At 71.2% G+C, this 3,939-nt stretch carries 3 protein-coding genes; all 3 read left to right on the top strand.

The genetic code is table 11. The features are described 5' to 3' along the window. A partial coding sequence (locus ACWELJ_RS33655) for an ABC transporter permease (RefSeq protein WP_452370105.1) occupies positions 1-816 on the top strand: 816 nt, incomplete at its 5' end. Next, positions 813-1,574 carry an ABC transporter ATP-binding protein gene (locus tag ACWELJ_RS33650; RefSeq protein WP_452370104.1) on the top strand — a complete coding sequence of 254 codons (762 nt, stop codon included), beginning with the start codon at positions 813-815 and terminating at the stop codon, positions 1,572-1,574. The genes ACWELJ_RS33655 and ACWELJ_RS33650, both read left to right, overlap by 4 nt. Continuing rightward, the coding region (locus ACWELJ_RS33645; RefSeq protein WP_452370103.1) for a fumarate reductase/succinate dehydrogenase flavoprotein subunit at positions 1,574-3,939 on the top strand (2,366 nt) is incomplete at its 3' end. The genes ACWELJ_RS33650 and ACWELJ_RS33645, both read left to right, overlap by 1 nt.

Below are 3,939 nucleotides of genomic sequence, written 5' to 3'. Positions count from 1 at the left end.
GCCGCACCGCGGGCGGCGCGCCCGCGGGCCGGACGGGCGGTATGGCGGTCACGGATCGTGCGGGCGCTGTCCGTGCTCGCCGCCATCGGGGCCTGGGAATTCCTGACCGCCAACCACATCCGGCTCTGGGTCCGGTTCGACACGCTGCCCACGGTCACCCAGATCGTGCGGGCCTTCCGGCATCAGCTCGGCACCGACGCCTACTACCTGGACCTCGGACAGTCGCTGATCCGGATCCTCAGCGGCTTCGGCCTGGCCGCGCTGATCGGCGTGAGCGCCGGTGTGGCACTGGGCCGTTCCCGCTGGTTCGCCGACACCGTCGGACCGCTCACCGAACTGGCGCGGCCGATTCCGGCCATCGCCATCGTGCCGGTCGCCATCCTGCTGTTCCCCGACGACGAGGCCGGCATCGTGTTCATCACCTTCCTGGCCGCCTTCTTCCCGATCCTGGTCGCCACCCGGCACGCGGTGCGGGCGCTGCCCACCATCTGGGAGGAATCGGTCCGCACCCAGGGCGGCGGCCGCTGGGACGTGCTGTGGCGGGTGGTGCTGCCGGGCAGCCTGCCCGGAGTCTTCGGCGGGCTCTCCGTCGGCATCGGCGTGGCCTGGATCTGCGTGGTGTCGGCCGAGATGATCTCGGGGCGGCTGGGTGTCGGCTACCGCACCTGGCAGGCGTACACCATCGTCGACTACCCGGGCGTGTTCGTCGGCATCATCACCATCGGCGTGCTCGGCTACACCACCTCCGCCGCGGTGGAACTGCTCGGCCGCCGCGTCACCCACTGGCTGCCGCGCGGCGACGAGGAGACGAAATGAGCACGGCCGGAATCGGATTGACCCTGGACCGGGTGCGGCTCTCCTACACCGGCGCGCCGATCATCGACGACCTGTCGATCACGGTGCGGCCCGGCGAGATCCTCGTCCTCACCGGGCCCTCGGGCTGCGGGAAGTCCACGGTGCTGCGCGCCCTGGCCGGACTGCTGCGCCCCGACGCGGGGCGGGTGCTCGCCGACGGCGTCGAGGTCACCGGCACCGACCGCGACCGCGCCGTGGTCTTCCAGGACAACGCGCTGCTGCCGTGGAAGACGGTGCGCGCCAATATCGAACTGGCACTGCGGCTGCGGGGCGCGCCCCGCGCCGGACGCCGGGAACTGGCCGACCGCTGGATCGCCGAGATCGGGCTCACCGGCTTCGCCGACTTCCTGCCCAAATCGCTGTCCGGCGGCATGCGTCAGCGCGTGCAGCTGGCGCGCGGCCTGGCGGGGGCGCCGCGCGCGGTCATGATGGACGAACCCTTCGGCGCCCTCGACACCCAGACCCGCGACACCATGCAGCGCCTGCTCGTCGACACCTGGGACAGCCACCCCACCACGGTCGTCTTCGTCACCCACGACGTGGACGAGGCGCTGCTGCTCGGCGACCGCATCGCCGTCCTCGGCCGCGCCGGCGAACCCCTGCGCGCCCTGCTGGAGGTCCCCCGGCCGCGCGAAGCCGGCGTCGACCGCACCGCCCTACGGTCCGAAATCATTGCCGCCCTGAATCATTCGGGCGAGCTCACGGAGGCAACGAAGTAATGGAAATCCCCGATCTCGACGACACCCTCCGCCTCGACTGCGACGTGCTGGTCATCGGCGGCGGCACCGCCGGCACCATGGCCGCCCTCACCGCCGCCGAAGCCGGTGCGAACGTGCTGCTGCTGGAGAAGGCGCACGTCCGCCACTCCGGCGCGCTCGCCATGGGCATGGACGGCGTCAACAACGCCGTCATCCCCGGCAAGGCCGAACCCGAGGACTACGTCGCCGAGATCACCCGCGCCAACGACGGCATCGTCAACCAGCGCACCATCTATCAGACCGCCACCCGCGGCTTCGCCATGGTGCAGCGGCTGGAGCGCTACGGGGTGAAGTTCGAGAAGGACGCCTACGGCGAATACGCGGTGCGCCGCGTCCACCGGTCCGGGTCCTACGTGCTGCCCATGCCGGAGGGCAAGGACGTCAAGAAGGCGCTGTACCGGGTGCTGCGGCAACGAAAGATGCGCGAGCGCATCCGCATCGAGAACCGGCTGATGCCGGTGCGGGTGCTCACCGCGAACGGGCGGGCGGTCGGCGCGGCCGCCCTGAACACCCGCACCGGGGAATTCGTGGCGGTCGGGGCCAAGGCCGTCATCCTGGCCACCGGGCCGTGCGGGCGGCTCGGGCTGCCCGCGTCGGGGTACCTGTACGGCACCTACGAGAACCCGACCAACGCCGGCGACGGGTACGCCATGGCCTATCACGCCGGGGCCGAGCTGTCCGGGATCGAATGCTTCCAGATCAACCCGCTGATCAAGGATTACAACGGCCCGGCCTGCGCGTACGTGGCCAATCCGTTCGGCGGATACCAGGTCAACGCGCTCGGCGAGCGGTTCGTCGACTCCGACTACTGGTCCGGTCAGATGATGTCCGAGGTCAAACGGGAGATCGAATCCGCGCGCGGGCCCATCTATCTGAAGGTCTCGCACCTGCCCGGGGAAACCCTCGAGGCCCTCGAGGACATCCTGCACACCACCGAACGCCCCACCCGCGGCACCTTCCACGCCAATCGCGGCCACGACTACCGCACCCACGACATCGAGATGCACATCTCCGAGATCGGTTTGTGCAGTGGGCATTCCGCGTCCGGTGTCTGGGTCGACGAGCACGCCCGCACCACCGTGCCGGGCCTCTACGCCGCCGGTGACCTGGCCTGCGTGCCACACAACTACATGATCGGCGCGTTCGTCTACGGCGACCTCGCCGGAGCGCACGCCGCCGCCACCCTCGACGAGCTGCCCGAACCCGGTGAACTGCCCGCCGATCAGCTGGCCGCCGCCCACGAGCTCGTCTACCAGCCGCTGCGCCACCCCGACGGGCCGCCGCAGCAGCAGGTCGAATACAAGCTGCGCCGCTTCGTGAACGACTATGTCGCGCCGCCCAAGACGGCCGCCAAACTCTCCCTCGCCATCGAGACCTTCGACCGCATGCGCGGCGACCTCACCGCCATGGGCGCGCGCACCCCGCACGAACTCATGCGCTGCGCCGAGGTCAGCTTCATCCGCGACTGCGCGGAAATGGCGGCCCGCTCCTCGCTCACCCGCACCGAATCCCGGTGGGGGCTCTACCACGAACGCGCCGACCTGCCGGCCCGCGACGACGTCGAATGGCGGTACCACCTCAACCTGCGCAAGACCGCCGACGGGGACATGGAGTTCCTGAAGCGGCCCGTCGCACCGTATTTCGTGCCCGTGCCGGGCCTGGACGACCTGCCCGGCACCGACCCGGCGGTCATCCCGGTCGAGCAGCCCGCTCTCATCGGCACCCCGCCCAACCTGGGAGCCCAGGTGCGCTCGCACGCTCCGGCGGGAAGGACGGCGAAAGACGTCGTCGCGCCGCGGATCGCGCTGTTGCTGAGCCTGGACGCGCCCGGCGTCGCGGAACTGCGTCCCTTCCTGTCCGATCCGGATCCACGGGTGCGGGCGAACGCACTCGCGGTCCTGACCGAGAACACCCCGGACGGCTTCTCCGGCGAGCTGGTCGCGGCGCTCGGCGACGAGGACGCCGAGGTGCGCGCCGCCGCCGTGGCCGGACTGCGTGAACTCGCCGAAATCCTGCCCGCCGCAACAGGGCTCGCGGAGCACGCCGATTCACCCGATCCGTTCGTGCGCGCCGCCGTCGTGGACCTGCTGCGCGCGCTGCGCGCCGGGACCGCCGAACTGTTCGGCAAGGCGTCGGTCGACGCCGACCACCGCGTCCGCATCCAGGCCGTGCACGCGCTGGTGTCGCTGGACGACTGGCCCGCGCTGACCGCGTCCGCCCACGACGACAACCGGGAGGTCCGCATCGCCGCCGCCCGCGGACTGGCCACCATCGGCCAGGGCGGCGCCGACACCGTGCGCGCGCTCACCGGTGACCGCGACCCGCT

The sequence above is a fragment of the Nocardia sp. NPDC004582 genome, assembly GCF_053602115.1.
Note: the sequence above shows the minus strand (reverse complement) of the source record. Positions and strands in the feature narration are given on the sequence as shown.

Coding starts and splice junctions, on each gene's coding strand:
- ACWELJ_RS33650 (WP_452370104.1), top strand. CDS start 813: ATGAGCACGGCCGGAATCGGATTGACCCTGGACCGGGTGCGGCTCTCC.